This window comes from Pseudomonas fluorescens group sp. (genome assembly GCF_020093335.1).
GTDB classification, from domain to species: Bacteria; Pseudomonadota; Gammaproteobacteria; order Pseudomonadales; family Pseudomonadaceae; genus Aquipseudomonas; species Aquipseudomonas petroselini.
Genome location: NZ_JAIOKW010000080.1, coordinates 1 through 3303, shown reverse-complemented (window position 1 = coordinate 3303; position 3303 = coordinate 1). Strand labels below are relative to the sequence as shown.

At 60.3% G+C, this 3303-nt stretch carries 2 protein-coding genes; both read right to left on the bottom strand.

The features are described 5' to 3' along the window. Positions 1-347: 347 nt before the first annotated feature. Positions 348-1886 (bottom strand): M91 family zinc metallopeptidase, encoded by a 1539-nt coding sequence (locus K7431_RS30770; protein ID WP_012722679.1) that lies wholly within the window; start codon positions 1884-1886, stop codon positions 348-350. A gap of 91 nt (positions 1887-1977) precedes the next feature. Continuing rightward, a complete protein-coding gene (locus tag K7431_RS30765) occupies positions 1978-3228 on the bottom strand; it encodes an OprD family porin (RefSeq protein ID WP_012722680.1) in 1251 nt (416 codons plus the stop codon). Positions 3229-3303: the final 75 nt, after the last annotated feature.

Sequence of the window (3303 nt, the reverse complement as noted above, 5' to 3'; positions counted from 1 at the left end):
GTCAGAGGGGTGATTGCTGGCAGAAGGGTGGGGGGATGGTGGCATAGAGTGGTTTTGAGGTGGGTTTATTGCGCTCACGGGCGGTCACCTTTCTGTCAGATTATGTGATCTTTGTCGCCAGCATTTACCGCGCAGGCGCACCTATCCTTCTGTCGAGCGAGCACAGCTAAATGTTCCTATTCCAATTGAGGCCAGTTGCTACAAAAGCAGCCGCGATCAGTCAGGACGTGGCTGTACGTGGGCAGCCCAGTTCGCCGGCGCGGGCGCTGCGGTCTTCCTTGCCGCAGAAAAAGCCGAGGTTGGCGCCCGGGGTCCAGTCGCCGATGGGCTGACAAACGCCATCGGGTTCATCCTGCGTATTGTTTGCGCAGTGGCCTACCCATTTCTTCGTTCAAGGCGTTTTCGGTGAAGGCCTTGGGGTTGCTCGCGGTCGGTGGGGTGGCCGGGTCATTGTCGAAATCAAACGGTTGCGCGGTATTGGGCAGCCCCACTGCTTGGCGTTCACTGTTGTGGATGTCGTGGGGCTGGCCTTCAACGTCTTCCGGCGTGGTGCCTGTGAAGGTTGTGCCATTGCCGGCGTTATAGGCGTGGACCATTTCGTGGTAGAGCCCGACGATGGGCAGCTGAGTCACGCCTGCCAATACGTTCAAGTGTGACCGGTTGTAGTGAATCTGAGCGCGGTCCGCACGAGACCCCGGCACACCGTTGATCATGAATCCCCATTTTGGATCCTCGTCGGACACGGGCGCGCGTTCGTCCTGCAGCAACGCCTTGAGTTCCTGGCTGCCATAGACGTAGCTGGACTCCGTGTCGCTCGGGTCTTCCACGATTGTCACCGGGGCGCCATTGCGCAGCGCAACGGCCTCCATCTCGGCGAGCATCTGCTGGCCTTGGGGGGAGGTGCGAAGTAACGCCAAGTCGTCTTCGACGCGTTGGATGAAGTCGGCAGACCCGTTGATCACAACACCCAGGATCGGGCCGTCATGGGCAGATACAGCGGTCAACACCGATCCATTGAGGTGCTTGATCGTGTCGCTGGCTTTAGCGTAGATCGCGTCGCCTGGGCGATTGGCGATGACGGTATCGGCGCCGATGCCGGTGTAGAAGGTCGTCTGGTCGTGGCCGATCAACCGATCATTTCCGGTGCCACCCTGCAAGACGGTATGGCCGTTGCCGGCGTAGAGCTGGTCGTTGCCATTGCCACCGTCCATATAGCTCTTTTTGTGGCGGGGGCCCGCACCGGCATAGAGGCGGTCATTGCCATTATTGCCATAGACCACGTTATCGCCGGGGCCGCCCATGATGATGTCGTCACCGTCGTTGCCTTCGGCGTATCCCATGCCGCTGCCCAGGCGCACGACATCGTTACCGTTGCCGCCGAACACGCGGGTATAGCCGCCACCGGCCCTGACCCAGTCATCGCCGTCACCGGTTTCAATCGTGATGGGCTGCATGACGTTGGCGTCAATGCTCACGTTGTCATTGCCGCCGTGGGTTTTCAGGTGGAACTTCAACGCTTGGCCTTCTTTATCGTGGCTGGCGAAGTGGTACAACTGGTCGTTGACCCGAATATTCAATTGACCGTAGTGAGTTTGGCTGATGTGGACCTGGTCCGCCTGATCGCCGGTTTCAAGCACCAGGCGTTGGTTGAGGGGGGAGGGATAACCTTGTTCCCATAAGGATTGCCCACTGGCTTTCACATTGCCGTCATTCAGAAACACATGTTGATGGGCCTGGATCGGCGGGACCGTGTGAAATTTTAGATGGGGTGGTTTGGCGAGCCCGTAGTGACGGTCGTCAAAGGTCGCTACGGGGGCTTGCGATACGCGCACGTTGCCGTGCGCAAGGGGCGAGGGAGAGCGGGTAAGGCCGTTCGAAACGTCCATGGGTGATCCTACGTTGAGAGACCGGTGTTATTCATGCCCATGGACAGTGGCCGCCCGCGCCAAAACGTTCCCTCCAAGCTGTCAGTCGGCTTTACAACAGACTGACCGGGTAACTGACGATCAACCGGTTCTCATCGAACTCGTTGTTGCTGTAGTCGCGACGCATGCTGGAATTGCGCCAGCGCACGGTCAGGTTTTTCAGGCTGCCGCTTTGCACGGTATAGCCCAGTTCGCTTTCGCGGCCCCATTCCTTACCGTCGGTGATTGAACCTGTGTGCACGTTGCTGCCGCTGATATAGCGGTTCATCAGGGTCAGGCCAGGCACGCCGAGGGCGACGAAGTTGTAGTCGTGGCGCACTTGCCAGGATTTCTCCTGGGCGTTGTCGTAGCTGGCGTTGTAGCTGTCGTTGGCCAGGGTGCCGCCGCTGGTGCCGTTGACGCGCATCCAGGCACTGCTGCCGGTGAGTTTTTGCAGGCCGACGTAGAAGGTGTTGCCGCCGTATTTGGCCGAGAACAGGCCGGACCAGGTCTTGTTGTCCAGGTCGCCGGCGCGGGCGCTGCCGTCTTCCTTGCCGTAGAAAAAGCCGAGGTTGGCGCCCAGGGTCCAGTCGCCGATGGGCTGGCTGTGGATCAAGTTGACGAACTGTTGGCTGTAGATGTCCTTGAGTTGCGCGTTCCATAGGCCGATCTGGGTGCGCTTGTCGTTGAACGCGTATTCGCCGCCCTGGAAGTTGAAACGGTCGGAGGTGAAGGCGGTTTTACCGACCATCGACATGTCCGTCATGCTGCTGTCGTCACGCGGGCTGTTGGCGCGGAACTGGCCGCCGTAGAGGGTCAGGCCGTCTATTTCCTTGGACGTTATCTGGCCGCCGCGCAGGGTTTGCGGCAGGGAGCGGCCGTCGTCCGAACGCAGGATCGGCAGCACCGGCATCCATTCGCCAACCTTCACTTCGGTCTTGGAAATACGCGCCTTGAACGCTACGCCCAGACGCCCGAACTCATCGGCGGGGCGGCCGTCACGGTCCAGCGGCAACAGTTGGGTCCCCCCGGTGCCGCGCCCGCCATCCAGCTTCAACGCGTACAGACCGAGCACATCCACACCGAAACCCAGGGTGCCTTGGGTAAAGCCGGACTTGGCATCGAGGATAAAACTCTGCGTCCACTCCTGCGCGCCGCCCTGGGTTTTGGTGGGGTTGGTGAAGTTGCGGTTGAAGAAGAAGTTACGCAGGTTGAGGTTGGCGCTGGCGTCTTCGAGAAAGCCGTGTTCTTCGGCGACGACGGGCAGGGCAAGACTGGCGACAGCGGTGGCCAGCAGCAGCCGGCGCGGGTGGAAAGTACTCATGGCGTAAGGACCTGTTGTTATTGGGTTTATGCAGGTGGCGGCCATGGTGCGGGGCGGTGCGGGGGCGATGAAAGT

What these genes read in the sequence shown, in the direction of transcription:
- K7431_RS30770 (WP_012722679.1), bottom strand. Translation starts at nt 1,886, where the DNA reads ATGGACGTTTCGAACGGCCTTACCCGCTCTCCCTCGCCCCTTGCGCAC.
- K7431_RS30765 (WP_012722680.1), bottom strand. Translation starts at nt 3,228, where the DNA reads ATGAGTACTTTCCACCCGCGCCGGCTGCTGCTGGCCACCGCTGTCGCC.